This window comes from Xanthomonas sp. NCPPB 3442, assembly GCF_056725145.1.
On sequence record NZ_CM161514.1, the window covers coordinates 1,622,839 to 1,637,270 of the forward strand.

A 14,432-nucleotide genomic window follows, 5' to 3' on the forward strand; every position below is an offset into this window, starting at 1 on the left:
GCGGCGTTGCCTTACTGCGCGTACTTGCCGCCGCAATCGCTGTCCTTGCCAGGGCCTGGTTCGAAGGTCGCAAGCAGGGCCGCCGGCGGTGCGATGCTGCCGAGCGCGACCGCGATCGCGCCGCGCACGCCTAGCGCCTTGAAGTCGGGGCGGAAGCTTGGGTCCTTGAAGGTGCCGCCGATCCGCAGCGGCGAGCGCAGGCTGAGGATGCTGCGATCTTTCGGGCGCGGGCGCAGCAGCAGATCGAGCGTTTCGTTCTTGAGGCTGATGTTGCCTTCGCCGACGATGATGGTGTCGGTGCTATCGAAGGCCAGTGCCCGCGACTGCATCAGCCCGTCCTGCACGCCGAAGTCGCCGAAGATGCAGCGCACGGGGATCTGCCGGTCCTTGGTGAGCAGGTATTTCAGCGATTCTGCGATGTCCAGGCCAGCCAGCTCCATGATCAGGTTGCCGACATGGCCGCGGCCCATGCCGACGCCGATGCTGCCATCGGCGCTGCCGAGCATCGCGGCGATGGAGTTGCCGCGGCCACGCAGATCCAGCTCGCCGCCGATCGCACCCGAGGCCTGCTTGGCGAGCGCGGCATCGGGAAACAGCTGATCCAGACGAATGCCGCGAATGCTGGCCTTCAGTTGGGTGGTGATGACTGCATTGCGCGCATCCATGCCGATGGTGGAGCGGATGTCGCCGCCGGCAACGCCGAAGTTCAATGGGTCCAACCGCAGCAAGCCGTCTTTCAAAGTCAGCGCGGCATCCATGTCGTCCAGTGGCCAGGACGGCGCGTTGATGCGCTGCGCACGCCAACGGACCTGGGCATCCATCGCACGTAACTTGGACAAGTCGTAAGGCGTTGCCGGTAGAACGCGAGGGCTGGCGGCAAGCTGCGCGGCCTGCCTTTTCTGCTCGGCGTTTGCCGATTCGTTGGTTCCGGTCTTTGGGGGCGCGCCGACGAACCCGGCCAGATCGTCGAAATCCAGCCGCTTGGACGCCAGGTCTGCGCGCAGGAACGGGCGCTTGTTGCGCAGGTCGATCTCTGCAGTGCCGGAAAGATCGCTGTCACCGGCAGTGCCGGTGAACTTTTCATAGCGCCAGACATCGCCGTCGCGGCGCAGGCGGCCGTCCAGCTTGTAAGGCGGCGTGGAGGGCATCGCGACGCCGATCAGCGGGTACAGGTCTTCCATATCCTGCCCGCTGAGCGCCATCTGCAGGTCGAACACCCGGAACTGAAACGGATTGGTCAAGGTGCCGCGCACGTGCGTCCGCGTGGCGCCGGCGCTGCCGCGCAGATCGATGCGGAAGGGGTGTTCGGTCTGGCTCAATTCCAGTGGCGAGGCGGTATTGCCCTTGAGCGAGAACGGGTAGCCTTTCCAGCGACCCTTGCCATCGATGCCGATCGGCGCAGCGCGCTGGTCGCTGCTGGGCGGCGCCAGGCTGTTGATCGCCACATCCACGTCCGAGCGGCTGGCATCGTCGATATATTGCAGCCGCCCGTTGTTCACCAACAGGCGGCCCAGGCGCGGCATGCTGCCGTCGCCATCGCTCTGGTCGAAGACCCAGTTACCCGGATGGCTGTCGTTGCCGGCTTCCAGCAACAGGGTGGGGTGCTCCAGCCGGATCTCCGGCAGCCGCAGACTGCCGCGCAGCAATGGCCAGAATTCGACATCGATCTCGGCCGCGTTCATTTCTGCCATCGCGCCGCGCTTGGACCAAGGCGCATTGCCCAAGCTCAATCGCTCGCCGCGCACCGTGGTGATACGGCCCAGATCGACATCCAGATTGCCCAGATGAAATTCGCGCCCGGTCTTCGCGCTGACCGCGCGTTCGACCGGCCCGCGTAACCAGTTCCAGTCGAACAGCAGGACGAAGATCGCTATGAGGACAGCAACGATGCCGAGCCCGATCCACCAGCGGCGACGGCGCGAGACGCGGGCGGGCGAATGAGCGGGAGAGGAGGGCACGTTGTTCACGTGCGCAATGGTTGGCGATGGCTCGTGCACGGCGCGCGAACGCGCTGTCGGTCACAGATCACATCACCTGCGCGGTCACCGCAACGAAGTGGCAAGCGCTACCGGCGAGCACGAACAGATGCCAGATGGCATGGAAGTAACGCTGGGTGTCGCGCTGATAGAAATACGTGCCCAAGGTGTAGAAGAGCCCGCCAGCCAGCAGCCAGCACAGCGACCAGGTGTCGACAGAGCGCAGCAGCGGCTCGATGGCCACGATGATCAGCCAGCCCATCGCCAGATACAGCACCGTCGAGAGCAATCGAAAGCGACCGGTAAAAAACAGTTTGAAGATCACCCCGGCGGCGGCGATCGTCCAGATGGCGGCGAATAATCCCCAGCCCCAGGGGCCGCGCAGATTGATCAACGTAAACGGTGTGTAGGTGCCGGCGATCAGCAGATAGATCGCGCAATGATCGAGCACCTGCAGGCGCGCCTTGGCGCCCGGATGCGGAATGGCATGGAACAGCGTGGAGGCGACGTAGAGCAATACCAGCGTGGCACTGAACACGATGGCAGTGGCCAGTTGCCAGCCATCGCCATAGATGGCGGCCAGCGTGATCAGCACCGAACCACCAGCCAGTGCGGCAACCGCACCCAGGCCGTGCGTGACGGCACTGGCGATTTCGTCGCGCAGGTCGGTCGAGGGGGAGGCGTCTGCGTTCATGCCAAAAAGGTACCGCAATTGCGAGCAATTCGCATCGCCAGCGGTACCGCACGCTTGCCGCAGGTCATGTGCAGGTCAATCGATCGCCTTGACATGCGCATGTTCGCGGGTGGCCGAAAAGCGCACATCCGGCGCGCGTTCCTGTGCCAGCTGCAGATTCACGCGAGTCGGTGCCAGGTACACCAGCTGGCCGGCCGCGTCGATGCCCAGGTTGCCGGCATTTTTTTCGCGAAATTCTTCCAGCTTCTTGGGATTGTCGCAGTGCACCCAGCGTGCAGTGGTGACGCTCACCGGCTCGAAGATCGCATCCACGCCGTATTCGTCCTTGAGCCGGTACGCGACCACATCGAACTGCAGTACACCGACCGCGCCCAGGATCAGGTCGTTGCTCATCAACGGGCGGAAGAATTGCGTGGCGCCTTCTTCGGACAGCTGCGCCAGGCCCTTCTGCAATTGCTTGAGCTTGAGCGGATCGCGCAGGCGCGCGCGGCGGAACAGTTCCGGCGCGAAGTTGGGAATGCCGGTGAACGACAGCGATTCGCCTTCGGTAAAGGTGTCGCCGATGGAAATGGTGCCGTGGTTATGGATGCCGATGACATCGCCCGGCCACGCTTCTGCGGCGATCTCGCGATCGGACGCCATGAAGGTCAGTGCATTGGCCAATTTGACGTCCTTGCCGCTGCGCACATGCAGCGTCTTCATGCCGGCAGTGAACTTGCCAGAGCACACGCGCATGAAGGCCACGCGGTCGCGATGCTGCGGATCCATGTTGGCCTGAATCTTGAACACGAAGCCGCTCAATTTGGCTTCGGTCGGCTCCACGCGGCGGCCGGTGGTTTCGCGCGCCTGCGGCGGCGGTGCGTGTTCGACGAAGAAATCCAGCAACGGTTGCACGCCGAAATTGTTGACGCCCGAACCGAAGAACACCGGGGTCTGCTGGCCGGCGCGGTACGCGTCAAGATCGAACGGGTTGCTGGCACCTTGCACCAGTTCCAGCTCCTCGCGCAGCTCGGCCAGCATCTGCTCGCCGATCTTTTCGACCAGGCCGGGCGCCTCCAGCGAGGGGAAGATGGTGGAATCCTGACGGGTGAAATTGCGCCCCTGTTCGTACAGATGCACTTCGCCGGAGATCAGGTGCACCACGCCCTTGAGGCGCTGGCCCATGCCGATCGGCCAGGTGACCGGTGCGCACTGGATGCCGAGCACGGTTTCCACTTCATCCAGCAGATCGATCGGGTTCTTGCCCTCGCGATCGAGCTTGTTGATGAAGGTCATGATGGGCGTGTCGCGCAGCCGGCAGACTTCCATCAGTTTGATGGTGCGTTCTTCCACGCCCTTGGCCACGTCGATGACCATCAGCGCCGAGTCCACCGCGGTGAGCACGCGGTAGGTATCCTCGCCGAAGTCGGCGTGGCCGGGCGTGTCGAGTAGGTTGACGATCTTGCCCTCGTACGGGAACTGCATCACCGAGGAGGTCACCGAGATGCCGCGCTCTTTTTCCAGCGCCATCCAGTCCGAGGTGGCATGGCGTGCGGCCTTGCGGCCCTTCACCGAGCCGGCCATCTGGATCGCGCCGCCGAACAGCAACAGCTTTTCGGTCAGCGTGGTCTTGCCGGCATCTGGATGGGAAATGATGGCGAAGGTGCGCCGGCGCGCGGCTTCGTTGGAGACTTCGGACATGGGCGGGGCGCGCGCCCGGTCGGACGCCTGCGGAAACTGAGGAAGCCGACGATTATAGCGGCTTCGCTGCGACACGCTTTTGCGGCAGGGGTTGGGCTCGGCGATTTGGGCGGCGGACGTCGGTCAAGCCTGTGGCGGTCAGGGCGCCGGCGAGGGAAACCGCAGCTCGCCCTGCGGGCCGAGCATGCGGAACGGCAACGAGAGCAACTGCATGTCGGCATTGCGCTGGATTGCAAAATGCAGATGCGGCGCGGTGCTGAAGCCGGTATTGCCTGAGGCACCAAGCCGTTCGCCGGTGCGCACCGCCTGGCCAGGTCGCACCGCCACGCCGTCGGGCGCCAAGTGGGCGTACAGGGCCATGCTGCCGTCGGCATGCAGGACGCGCACCAGGTTGCCGCCGCCAGCGGCGGGGTCGCTTGGGGTGCTGTCGAGGACATCGCGCTGCACTTCCATGACCACGCCCTCGCGCGCTGCCAGCACCGGCGTGCCCTGCGGCATGGCGAAGTCCACCGCATACCAGTTGGGCGGATCGGCGTGGCTGAACTGCCCGCCAAAGCCCTGCGCCACCTGCACCGGCACGTTGTGGAATGGCAATTGATAGCGCACAGGCTGCGGGGCGGCCCTCGGATCGCCCGGCACCACCTCGAGCGTGAGGCCGAAACCGCCCAGGGTGCGCTGATTGCTGGCTGGATACAGCCGGGTCACGAGGCGGCGCTCGTGTGCGGCCAACTCGAGCGTCAGCGGTAATTGCGGCACGGCGCGGTAATCCTCGCTGGGCGGTGCGCTCAGGCGTAGTTGCGCAGGCCCGGCCAGTGGATTGGTGACCCAGGCCAGATACACCGGTGCCTGCCATTCCAGTTGCAGCGAGGCGCCAGTGCCTGTGGCTGCCGTCGCGGGTGGTGTGTCAGGTGCCTGGGGCGAGTGGTTTGCAGCGCCGGGCCAATGCCAAGGCTGTTGTGCGGGTGCCGCAGGTGCCCAGGCCGGCAGCAGGACGCATGCCGCGATCAGGGCGGGCAGGGCAGTACGAGACACGTGGTAGGGCACGCCATCGACTCGAGCAAGGGGGCGCAAGTATGCGGCCCAGCATCGACCCGAGTGGTAACGGATGAAAATATATCTTTCCATCCGTATGAAGAGATTGACATCGCAAAATTCCGGTGGCATCTTAGGCTCACCATCGAGACCGGCGGAGGGACAGGCCCTTTGATGCCGGGGCAGCCAGCGGAGCGCGCAAGCGTCCGCGTTTGGTGCCAAATCCTGCGGGGACCTCCGCGTCCGCCGAAAGATGGTTCGAATCGTGCCTTGCGCACGTCGAACGCGAGCTCCGCGAAGCTCGATGGCCGATCCACCTGGATACCGCCATGAGCCTCGTGAACACAGCATCGCCGTCTACCAACGATTTCGTTGACACCCCCGCCAGCAGCGACGACGGCATCACTGCCGTGCGCGGCGAACGCGTCATCGCCCTGCCGATGCGCCATGCCGGCATGCGCGAGCTGCGGCTGCGCTATGAACTGATCGGCGTGGCCAATGCGCCGGTGGTGTTCGTGGCCGGCGGCATTTCCGCGCACCGCCATCTGGCCGCCAGCGACCTGTTCCCCGAAAAGGGCTGGGTGGATGGGCTGGTCGGCGATGGCCGCGCACTGGATCCTGCCGCGCGTCGCCTGCTGGCATTCGACTTTCTCGGTGCCGATGGCAACCTGGACGCGCCGATCGATACCGCCGATCAGGCCGATGCGATTGCCGCCTTGCTGGACGCGCTGGGCATCGGACGCTTGCATGGCTTTGTCGGCTATTCCTACGGTGCGCTGGTGGGATTGCAATTTGCAATTCGCCATGCGGCCCGTGTCGGCACCCTGGTCGCGGTGAGCGGCGCGCACCGCGCGCATCCGTATGCGGCGGCCTGGCGTGCCCTGCAGCGCCGCGCGGTGGCGCTGGGCCAGCTGCAGTGCGCGGAGCAGCATGGCCTGGCGCTGGCGCGTCAGTTCGCCATGCTCAGCTACCGCACGCCGGAAGAATTCAGCGAGCGCTTCGATGCGCCGCCGGAGGTCATCAACGGCCGCGTGCGTGTGGCCGCCGAGGACTATCTGGACGCCGCCGGTGCGCAGTACGTAGCGCGCACGCCGGTGAACGCGTATCTGCGCCTGTCCGAATCGATCGACCTGCATCGCATCGACCCCGCGCAAGTGCGCGTGCCCACCGTGGTGGTGGCGGTGGAGGGCGACCGCCTGGTACCGCTGGCCGACATGGTCAGCCTGGTCGAAGGCCTCGGCCCGCGCGGCAGCCTGCGCGTGTTGCGCTCGCCGTATGGGCACGACGCCTTCCTGAAAGAAATCGATCGCATCGACGCAATCCTCACTACCGCCCTTCGCAGCACCGGAGAAACCGCATGAGCTTTCGTGACCCCACCGACGCCCCCTGTACTGCTGCCACCGCCGCCGTGCGTGCCGGTATCGATCGCGACACCGCCTACGGGGCAGTGACCCCGCCGATCGTGCTGTCGTCGAATTTCTCGTTCGATGGTTTTGGCAACAAGCGCCAGTACGACTACACCCGCAGCGGCAATCCGACCCGCGACCTGTTAGGCGAAGCGCTGGCCGAACTGGAAGGCGGCGCGGGCGGCGTGATCACCTCCACCGGCATGGGCGCGATCAATCTGGTGCTCAACGCGGTGCTGCAACCCGGCGATACGCTGGTGGTGCCGCATGATGCGTACGGCGGCAGCTGGCGCCTGTTCAATGCGTTGGCCAAGAAAGGCCACTTCGCGCTGATCACCGCGGATCTGACCGATCCGCGTTCGCTGGCCGACGCATTGGCGCAGTCGCCCAAGCTGGTGCTGATCGAAACCCCGTCCAACCCGCTGCTGCGCATCACCGATCTGCGCTTTGTCATCGAAGCTGCAAGGAAGGTCGGCGCATTGACGGTGGTGGACAACACCTTCCTGTCGCCGGCGCTGCAGAAGCCGCTGGATTTCGGTGCCGATCTGGTCCTGCACTCCACCACCAAATACATCAACGGCCATAGCGATGTGGTGGGCGGTGCGGTGGTGGCACGCGATGCCCAACTGCATCAGCAACTGGTGTGGTGGGCCAATGCGTTGGGCCTGACCGGCTCGCCGTTCGATGCTTTCCTTACCTTGCGCGGTCTGCGCACGCTGGATGCCCGGCTGCGCGTGCATCAGGAAAACGCCGATGCGATCGCTGCGTTGCTGGACGGGCATGCGGCGGTGAATCGGGTGTATTTCCCGGGGCTGGCCTCGCATCCGGGCCATGCAATGGCCGCGCGTCAGCAGAAGGGCTTCGGGGCGATGATGAGTTTCGAACTGGAAGGCGGCGAAGCGGCCGTGCGTGCGTTCGTCGATGGCTTGCGTTACTTCACCCTGGCCGAATCGTTGGGCGGAGTGGAAAGCCTGATCGCGCATCCTGCCTCGATGACGCACGCGGCAATGACCGCCGAAGCGCGTGCGGCAGCCGGTATTTCCGATGGCTTGCTGCGCCTGTCGATCGGGATCGAATCGGCCGACGATCTGCTGATCGATCTGCGCGCCGGCCTGGCCCGTGCCGAAGCGACCCTGACCACCGCCAGCCGCAAACAGGTCGACGCGTGAGCAATGTCCTGCCCGTTTCGCGCCGCGCTCCGGTCGCAGCAGTGACGCCCACACCGCGCCTGGCCTTGCTGGGGACCGGCACCGTGGGGCGCGCGTTCGTGACGCGCTACACCGCGCTGCAGCAGCGCCAACTGCGCTTGCCGCGCTTCGATTGGCTGGCCAATTCGCGTGTTGCGCAGGATTGTGGCGTCAGCGCCGAGCAGGCCCTGCAGCACGCCAATGCGGCGCCGCGCGGGCAAACGCTCTTGCAGCCCTGGGCAGAAACCACCGCACTGCGTGCCGGCGATGTACTGGTGGATGCGACTGCCAGCGATGTCGTGGCCGATTGGCATGTCGAGTGGTTGCAGCGCGGTGTGCATGTGGTCACCGCCAACAAACTGGGCCAGGGCACCGCGTTGTCGCGTGCGCAGGCGCTGCATGCGGCCCGCCATGCCAGCGGCGCGTATTACGGCGACAGCGCCACTGTGGGCGCCGGGCTACCGGTGTTGAGCAGCGTGCGCGCCTTGGTTGCCGGTGGGGATCGCATTCATTCGATCGAAGGCGTGTTGTCCGGATCGTTGGCGTGGCTGTTTCATCGCTACGACGGCAGTGGCGCGTTTTCCGCCTGCGTGCGCGAAGCGATGGCGGCTGGTTATACCGAGCCGGATCCACGCATCGATCTCTCTGGCGAGGATGTGCGGCGCAAGCTGCTGATCCTGGCGCGTGCCGCGGGGTGGCAACTGGAGGCCGAGCAGGTGCATGTGGAATCGCTGGTGCCTGCCGTCATTGCCAAGGCGCCGCTTGCTGAACTGGATGCGCAGTTGGGCGCGCTGGATGCGGTGGTGGGCGCGCGGTGGCAACAGGCGCGTGCGGCAGGGCGTTGCCTGCGCTTTGTCGGCCGTGTGGACGCGCATGGTGCAAGCGTGGGATTGCGTGAGCTGGCGCTGGACCACCCCCTGGCCGGCGGTGCCGGGACCGACAACCGCGTGGCGATCAGCAGTGACCGCTATCGCGCGCAGCCGCTGCTGATCCAGGGCCCGGGCGCGGGCGCCGAGGTGACTGCAGCGGCGTTGCTGGATGACGTGTTGCGGATCGTGGCCGGCTGATGGCGCGACCGAGCTGACGCCGGTGCGTTGCCGTGCGCCTTGCGGCGCTGCGGTGCGCGCGCGATCGATGCTGCGCGTGCCGACACCCCTGGAGCCTCGAATGTGCGGGTTACAGGCGACCGCTCGTTCGATCTGGGCGTGGTCGCAAGATGATCGGATGCCGGAGATGGATGCGTGATGGATGAAAGTTGGCGCGTGCGTGTTTACAACTGCCGGCACGCCAACTGCCGTGCCGGCGCGATCTGCCCATCGGTGCTGGCTGCAGCCGGTTTCGACCGGCTGCGGTGAAGATGCGAGGGCGACCGACCGTTGCCCTCGCATAGACCCACAGCATTACTGCGCGATCGCCTTCAACAGCGCAGCATTGAAGCGGGCCGGGTCCTGCACCTGTGGCGAATGGCCCAGATCGGCGAACTCGATCAGTTTCGCATTCGGAATCGCGGCTGCCGCGCGCTTGCCCAGCTTGGTGTAATCGCCCACACGTGCCTTGACCTCGGGCGGTGCGGTGTCCTTGCCGATGGCGGTGCGGTCCTTGAGGCCGATGAACAGCGTGGTCGGCACCGCAAGTCTGGGCAGCTCGTAGACCACCGGTTGGTTGAAGACCATGTCGTAGGTCAGCGCCTGATTCCACGCCACGGCCTGCTTGCCCTTGCCCAGCGACATACCGGCCTGCATGCGCGCCCAGCGTTCGAATGCCGGCTTCCATTGACCGGCGTAGTACACATCCATCTGGTACTTCTTGATCCGTTCGAAGCTGGTCTTCAGCTCGTTGTCGTACCACGCATCCACGCTGCGCCAGGGGACGCCTTCGGCCTTCCAGTCTTCCAGCCCGATGGGGTCCACCAGCGCCAGATGCTCGGTGGCTTGCGGGTACATCAGCGCATAGCGAATGGCCAGCATGCCGCCCATCGAATGGCCGACCACCACCGCACGTTCGATGCCGAGCGTCTTCAATAACGCATGCGTATTGTCTGCCAGTTGCGCGAACGAAAACTGATAGGCGGCCGGCTTGCTGGACTTGCAGAAACCGATCTGGTCTGGCGCGATGACGCGGTAGCCGGCCTTGCTTAGCGCGGCGATGCTGTCTTCCCAGGTGGCGGCGCAGAAGTTCTTGCCATGCAACAGCACCGCAGTGTGGCCATTGGGCGTGCCGGTTGGCGCAACATCCAGATAGGCCATTTCCAGCGGCTGCCGTTGCGAGGTGAATGTATAAGTCTTGACTGGATGTGGGTAGTCGAAGCCTTCCAGCCGCGGGCCATAACTGGCTTCCTGCGCCAGGAGCGGACTACTGGCCAGGGCGAGCATGAGGGGGCAAACACGCTTTCGCATCGTGATCTCCATCCAAATCCAGGCCCTGACGGTACAGCGGCGAATGTGGTGGGAACGTACAGCCGGGTGACGGTTGTCGGGCGCTGCAGGCGCGTTGCTGACGATGGCTGGCGACCCGGCTCCGATGCGTGCGCCGACCTCTATTGCCCTCATCCACGCTTCGCGCACCTTCTCCCCCGTGCGGGGAGAAGGGCAGCGCGTTCCCCGCGGCTGGTGCGTCCCCTCATCTGCATTTCGCGCATCTTCTTCCTGCGTGCACGAGAACGGCAATGCAAGGGCATGCATCCGTGGAGCGGGTTTTTTCGTCGCTGCGCGCGCTGGGTTGAGCAGCACTCCGCCTACGATTGGCTCAGCATTCGATGACGTTCACCGCCAGCCCGCCGCGGCTGGTTTCCTTGTACTTGTCCTGCATGTCGCGGCCGGTGTCGCGCATGGTCTTGATGACCTTGTCCAGCGAGACCTTGTGCTTGCCGTCGCCACGCATGGCCATGCGGCTGGCGTTGATGGCCTTCACCGCGCCCATGGCGTTGCGTTCGATGCACGGAATCTGCACCAGCCCGCCGATCGGGTCGCAGGTCAGGCCCAGGTTGTGTTCCATGCCGATTTCCGCGGCGTTTTCGATCTGCCCGGGGTTGCCGCCGAGTGCGGCAACCAGGCCGCCGGCGGCCATCGAGCAGGCCACGCCCACTTCGCCCTGGCAGCCGACTTCGGCACCGGAAATCGAGGCGTTTTCCTTGTAGAGAATGCCGATGGCCGCTGCGGTGAGCAGGAAATCGAAGATGCGTTGTTCAGATGCGCCTGCGCAGAAGCGGTCGAAATAATGCAGCACCGCCGGAATGATGCCGGCCGCGCCGTTGGTCGGCGCGGTGACCACGCGGCCGCCGGCGGCGTTTTCTTCGTTGACGGCCAGTGCGTACAGGTTGACCCAATCCAGCGTGGTCAACGGGTCGCGCATGGCCGCCTCCGGCTTGGAGGACAGTTCGCGGTACAGCGCTGGTGCGCGGCGGGAGACATTCAGGCCGCCCGGTAGCGTGCCTTCTTCGCGGATGCCGCGCGTCACGCAGGACTGCATTGCATTCCACAGTTCGCGCAGGCCCGTACGGATCTCCTCTTCGCTGCGCCAGCTCTTTTCGTTCTCGAACATCAGCGCGGCAATGCTCAGGCCGCTGCGCGCGCACTGCGCCAGCAGTTCGTCGCCGCTGAGGAACGGGTAGGGCAGCGGCGTTTCGTCGGCCACGATGCGGTCGTCTGCGGCGTCGTCCTGATTGACCACGAAGCCGCCGCCGACCGAATAGTAATCGCGTGTGGCGATGACGGCTTCATCGGCATCGTAGGCGGTAAAGCGCATGCCGTTGGTGTGGTACGGCAGCTTCTGCCGCTTGTTCATCGGAAGGTCGCGCTTTTCGTCGAAGACGATGGCGTGCTGGCCCATCAAGGTGATGCGCTTGCTGGTACGAATGCGCTCCAGCGTGGCGGGGATGATGTCCGGGTCGATCAGGTTGGGGCGGTGGCCCTCCAGCCCGAGCAGCACCGCCTTGTCGGTGCCATGGCCGCGGCCGGTCAGGGCGAGCGAGCCGAACACTTCGGCGCGGATGCGCACCACGTCCTGCAGGCGCCCGGCATCGAGCAGCCAGCGATGCACGAAGCGCTCGGCGGCGCGCATCGGCCCCACGGTGTGGGAGGAACTTGGGCCGATACCGATCTTGAACAGGTCGAACGTGCTGACAGCCATGCGTGCCGGAGAGGTGAGCGTAAAGGCAGCTATTCTAGTCGTTTGGCGCTTGCGGCACGGCTGCAGCGCAGCATGAGAGCCCGGCCGATGCCCCTGACCCTGTACCAGCGCGACAATTGCCACCTGTGCGACCAGGCCGTGGAAGTGCTGGCGCAGGCGCGTGCAGGCGATTTCGACAGCGTGTTCATCGACGACGACGCGGCGCTTGAGGTCGTTTACGGCGCGCGCGTGCCGGTGCTGCGCGATGCGCGTGGACGCGAGCTGGATTGGCCGTTCGATCGCGTGCGCTTGCGCGCATGGCTGGACGACGACGTCGCCAAGCGGTAGGAGCGGCACGACAACGCGCCGGCTCCGCAATCTATAGCAGCCGGTGAGCACCGGCTCGCTGTCCCACGCCATGTGGGCACAAAAAAGCGGCGGACCCGACGAGTAGTCCGCCGCTCAGTGGCTGCGTCCGGTTGCAGCCTGTGGCGTTACTTCGCCTTCAACACGACCTTGGTGCTGATCGCGGTTTCGTTGGGAATGGTCTTGGTGTCGGCCCAGTCGCCGCCGCCCACGCCAAAGTCCAGCCGCTTGACGACGGCCTTGCCGGACAGCACCGGCTGCGCGCCGGGCGTCCAGGTAAAGGTCAGCATCACCGGCTTGCTGACACCGCGCAGTTCCAAGGTGCCGTCGGCAGCGTACTGGTTGCCGCCCAGGGCGCGGAACTTGTCGGCGCGGTAGCGCGCAGTGGCGAACTTGGCGACATTGAAGAAATCCGGACCCTGCAGGGTGGAATCGCGATCGTTGTTGCCGCTGACCGCGCTGGCCAGCGGGATACGCACATCGAGCTTGGCCCCGGCAAGATTGGCCGGATCGAAACTCAGCGTGGTGTCGAAGCCGGGGAACTTGCCGGTGAACACTTCACCGTCGTACTTGCTGGCAAATACCAGGCTGGAGCCGGGCGCCTGCACGTAATCGGCGGCCAGCACCGGCGCGGCGGCGAACGTGGCCACCAGCGAGGCCGCGACCAGCATCGGAGAGACAAACAACTTGGACGACATGGGAAATCCTTATGGTTTGGGAGCCAGCCAGCCACGCGGCAACATCCGCGCCAGGGTGGCGTCGCGCTGGAACAGGTGGTGGTAAAACGCAGCGCCGGCATGCGCCAATACCACGGCAATCAGCAACCAGAAACCCCATTCGTGGACGAAGTGCGCAATGGCGCGCAATTGTTCGTCCGGGGGGCTGAGCTTGGGCACATTGAACAGGCCGAACCAGCGAAACGGCCGCAGGCCGCTGGTGGAGTCGTACAACCAGCCCGACAGCGGCATGGCGAAGATCATGGCGTACAGCAGCCAGTGGGTGAACCCGGCGATGCGCTCCTGCCAGCGCGGCGTACCGGCCACCGGCGGCGGTGCGCCGGCGTAGATGCGCCACCCAAGCCGCACGATCACCAAGGCCAGGACAGTCAGCCCCACCGATTTGTGCGCCGTGTACACCCAGAAGTATTTCGGGGTCTTGGGCAGCTCGCCCATGGTCAGGCCGACGATGCCCAGCACCAGGATCAGCAGTGCGATCAACCAGTGCAGGGTCTGGCTCACACCGCCCCAGCGCTCGAGGTTCTTCATGCTCATGTGCCCGATTCCTGGGTGGCGGCGGCGTCCGCAGGCGTGGGTGCGGCTTGCGGCTCGGGGGTCTCGTCGTCGGCGCGCCCTTCGCGCACGGCTTCGGCTTCGATGCGCAACTCCACGCTGTCGCCGATCATCGATTTCCAGGCATCAATCCCGAACTCGGAACGGCTCAGCGTGGCGGTGGCGGAGAAACCGGCCGTACGGCGGAACGGCGGGAGCGGATGGCGCTTGAGCGCGTTGAGGGTGACGTCCAGGGTGACCGGGCGGGTGACCCCGTGCAGGGTCAGGTTACCGCTGACCTTGGCGTGGTTTTCGCCGCTGGCCTCGACGTGCGTGGAGACGAAATGCGCGTCGGGAAAGCGCTCGGCGTCGAGTAGGTTGCGTGCCAGGGTGGCCTGGTTCCACTTGGCATCGCCCAGGTCTGCGCGGTGCAGCGGCACGGTGACATCCAGCCGGGCGGCGGCCCAGTCGTCCGGGTCGAAGACCAAGGTGCCGCTACTTCCGGAAACGGTGCCCAATGCCTTGGAAAAGCCGGCATGTTCCACCGCGAACAACACGCGGGTATGCACCGGATCCAGCGCATACCGCACAGGCGCAGCGGTGGCGGCGAGGCTGGTTGTAACCAGGGCAGAGGACACCAATAGGCGGGCGAGGATTGTCATGGGCGGATTCTAGACATATCCCGGCAACGCGCGCTCGGCTTGCGCTCGCAACGA

Annotated in this window: 13 protein-coding genes and 1 riboswitch; of the genes, 4 read left to right on the top strand and 9 right to left on the bottom strand. The window is 65.4% G+C overall.

Annotation, left to right across the window (positions count from 1 at the left end):
• Positions 1 to 11: 11 nt before the first annotated feature.
• The 4 genes from AC1POX_RS06905 to AC1POX_RS06920 all read right to left on the bottom strand — a co-directional run bounded on the left by AC1POX_RS06905 (position 12) and on the right by AC1POX_RS06920 (position 5,394).
• Positions 12 to 1,967, bottom strand: a complete 1,956-nt coding sequence (locus tag AC1POX_RS06905) for an AsmA family protein (protein WP_372356897.1) — start codon at positions 1,965 to 1,967, stop codon at positions 12 to 14.
• Between the two features lie 58 nt (positions 1,968 to 2,025).
• A complete protein-coding gene (gene trhA, locus AC1POX_RS06910; protein ID WP_008572085.1) occupies positions 2,026 to 2,670 on the bottom strand; it encodes a PAQR family membrane homeostasis protein TrhA in 645 nt (214 codons plus the stop codon).
• A 75-nt stretch (positions 2,671 to 2,745) separates the two neighbouring features.
• Positions 2,746 to 4,350, bottom strand: coding sequence for a peptide chain release factor 3 (locus AC1POX_RS06915; RefSeq protein WP_008572087.1), 1,605 nt, complete (start codon positions 4,348 to 4,350; stop codon positions 2,746 to 2,748).
• Between the two features lie 138 nt (positions 4,351 to 4,488).
• Positions 4,489 to 5,394, bottom strand: coding sequence for a M23 family metallopeptidase (locus AC1POX_RS06920; RefSeq protein WP_209261285.1), 906 nt, complete (start codon positions 5,392 to 5,394; stop codon positions 4,489 to 4,491).
• Between the two features lie 127 nt (positions 5,395 to 5,521).
• Positions 5,522 to 5,642: riboswitch (SAM riboswitch) on the top strand.
• Between the two features lie 69 nt (positions 5,643 to 5,711).
• Here AC1POX_RS06920 and metX point away from each other — a divergent pair.
• Genes metX through AC1POX_RS06935 form a run of 3 tightly spaced genes read left to right on the top strand, consistent with a single transcriptional unit; the run spans position 5,712 to position 9,042 of the window.
• Positions 5,712 to 6,743 (top strand): homoserine O-succinyltransferase MetX, encoded by a 1,032-nt coding sequence (gene metX, locus AC1POX_RS06925; RefSeq protein WP_014090739.1) that lies wholly within the window; start codon positions 5,712 to 5,714, stop codon positions 6,741 to 6,743.
• Positions 6,740 to 7,957 carry an O-succinylhomoserine (thiol)-lyase gene (locus AC1POX_RS06930; RefSeq protein ID WP_372356898.1) on the top strand — a complete coding sequence of 406 codons (1,218 nt, stop codon included), beginning with the start codon at positions 6,740 to 6,742 and terminating at the stop codon, positions 7,955 to 7,957. The genes metX and AC1POX_RS06930 overlap by 4 nt, the downstream gene beginning before the upstream one ends.
• Complete coding sequence (locus AC1POX_RS06935) at positions 7,954 to 9,042, top strand: homoserine dehydrogenase family protein (protein ID WP_055026784.1); 1,089 nt, start codon at positions 7,954 to 7,956, stop codon at positions 9,040 to 9,042. The genes AC1POX_RS06930 and AC1POX_RS06935 overlap by 4 nt, the downstream gene beginning before the upstream one ends.
• 333 nt (positions 9,043 to 9,375) lie before the next feature.
• Here AC1POX_RS06935 and AC1POX_RS06940 read toward each other — a convergent pair whose 3' ends face one another.
• Together AC1POX_RS06940 and AC1POX_RS06945 are read right to left on the bottom strand one after the other, a co-directional pair.
• Positions 9,376 to 10,383 (bottom strand): alpha/beta fold hydrolase, encoded by a 1,008-nt coding sequence (locus AC1POX_RS06940; RefSeq protein ID WP_372356899.1) that lies wholly within the window; start codon positions 10,381 to 10,383, stop codon positions 9,376 to 9,378.
• A gap of 337 nt (positions 10,384 to 10,720) precedes the next feature.
• A complete protein-coding gene (locus AC1POX_RS06945; RefSeq protein ID WP_008575300.1) occupies positions 10,721 to 12,103 on the bottom strand; it encodes an L-serine ammonia-lyase in 1,383 nt (460 codons plus the stop codon).
• A gap of 87 nt (positions 12,104 to 12,190) precedes the next feature.
• Between AC1POX_RS06945 and AC1POX_RS06950 the strand changes: the two genes are divergently transcribed.
• Positions 12,191 to 12,430, top strand: a complete 240-nt coding sequence (locus AC1POX_RS06950) for a glutaredoxin family protein (protein WP_218557217.1) — start codon at positions 12,191 to 12,193, stop codon at positions 12,428 to 12,430.
• A 146-nt stretch (positions 12,431 to 12,576) separates the two neighbouring features.
• On the opposite strand, the gene AC1POX_RS06955 is transcribed toward AC1POX_RS06950, so the two are convergent.
• Genes AC1POX_RS06955 through AC1POX_RS06965 form a run of 3 tightly spaced genes read right to left on the bottom strand, consistent with a single transcriptional unit; the run spans position 12,577 to position 14,378 of the window.
• On the bottom strand, positions 12,577 to 13,146 hold the full coding sequence (locus AC1POX_RS06955) for a YceI family protein (protein ID WP_008575303.1): 570 nt from the start codon (positions 13,144 to 13,146) through the stop codon (positions 12,577 to 12,579).
• A 9-nt stretch (positions 13,147 to 13,155) separates the two neighbouring features.
• Complete coding sequence (locus AC1POX_RS06960; RefSeq protein ID WP_008575305.1) at positions 13,156 to 13,719, bottom strand: cytochrome b; 564 nt, start codon at positions 13,717 to 13,719, stop codon at positions 13,156 to 13,158.
• Positions 13,716 to 14,378 carry a YceI family protein gene (locus AC1POX_RS06965; RefSeq protein WP_372356900.1) on the bottom strand — a complete coding sequence of 221 codons (663 nt, stop codon included), beginning with the start codon at positions 14,376 to 14,378 and terminating at the stop codon, positions 13,716 to 13,718. Before AC1POX_RS06965 ends, AC1POX_RS06960 begins: the two co-directional genes overlap by 4 nt.
• Between the last annotated feature and the right edge of the window lie 54 nt (positions 14,379 to 14,432).

Bases quoted from the DNA above. Each gene is read 5' to 3' on its own strand.
- AC1POX_RS06950 (WP_218557217.1), top strand. From the start codon at position 12,191: ATGCCCCTGACCCTGTACCAGCGCGACAATTGCCACCTGTGCGACCAG.
- trhA (WP_008572085.1), bottom strand. From the start codon at position 2,670: ATGAACGCAGACGCCTCCCCCTCGACCGACCTGCGCGACGAAATCGCC.
- AC1POX_RS06940 (WP_372356899.1), bottom strand. From the start codon at position 10,383: ATGGAGATCACGATGCGAAAGCGTGTTTGCCCCCTCATGCTCGCCCTG.
- AC1POX_RS06955 (WP_008575303.1), bottom strand. From the start codon at position 13,146: ATGTCGTCCAAGTTGTTTGTCTCTCCGATGCTGGTCGCGGCCTCGCTG.
- metX (WP_014090739.1), top strand. From the start codon at position 5,712: ATGAGCCTCGTGAACACAGCATCGCCGTCTACCAACGATTTCGTTGAC.
- AC1POX_RS06930 (WP_372356898.1), top strand. From the start codon at position 6,740: ATGAGCTTTCGTGACCCCACCGACGCCCCCTGTACTGCTGCCACCGCC.
- AC1POX_RS06915 (WP_008572087.1), bottom strand. From the start codon at position 4,350: ATGTCCGAAGTCTCCAACGAAGCCGCGCGCCGGCGCACCTTCGCCATC.
- AC1POX_RS06945 (WP_008575300.1), bottom strand. From the start codon at position 12,103: ATGGCTGTCAGCACGTTCGACCTGTTCAAGATCGGTATCGGCCCAAGT.
- AC1POX_RS06960 (WP_008575305.1), bottom strand. From the start codon at position 13,719: ATGAGCATGAAGAACCTCGAGCGCTGGGGCGGTGTGAGCCAGACCCTG.
- AC1POX_RS06965 (WP_372356900.1), bottom strand. From the start codon at position 14,378: ATGACAATCCTCGCCCGCCTATTGGTGTCCTCTGCCCTGGTTACAACC.